This is a genomic window from Citrobacter sp. TBCS-14 (assembly GCF_005280805.1).
Lineage (GTDB): Bacteria > Pseudomonadota > Gammaproteobacteria > Enterobacterales > Enterobacteriaceae > Citrobacter > Citrobacter gillenii.
In genome coordinates this window covers 1-201 of the sequence record NZ_SZWM01000118.1, presented here as the reverse complement: position 1 = coordinate 201, position 201 = coordinate 1, and the positions used below count along the sequence as shown (strand labels likewise).

Annotated in this window: 1 pseudogene; it reads right to left on the bottom strand. The window is 61.7% G+C overall.

What is annotated here, in order from left to right:
• Window positions 1-201, bottom strand: a pseudogene (gene cysJ, locus FDX22_RS00645) (NADPH-dependent assimilatory sulfite reductase flavoprotein subunit); the annotation flags it as partial.

Genomic DNA, 201 nt, shown 5'->3' with positions numbered 1-201 from the left:
CTTCTTCCACACGATCGGCGAGGAAGCTGGAGGCACCACCGGCGCGGGCGCGGCCTTCAATGTCGTAACGCACGACGCCAACAGTCACGTGCACTTCACTTTCGACTTCCGCCTGGGAGGAAGCAATGGAGTACAGACGCGGGGTCAGCGGGCGCAGAAGATCAACTAACGCCTGAGCGTCCAGTTGTGCCGGGGAGAAAC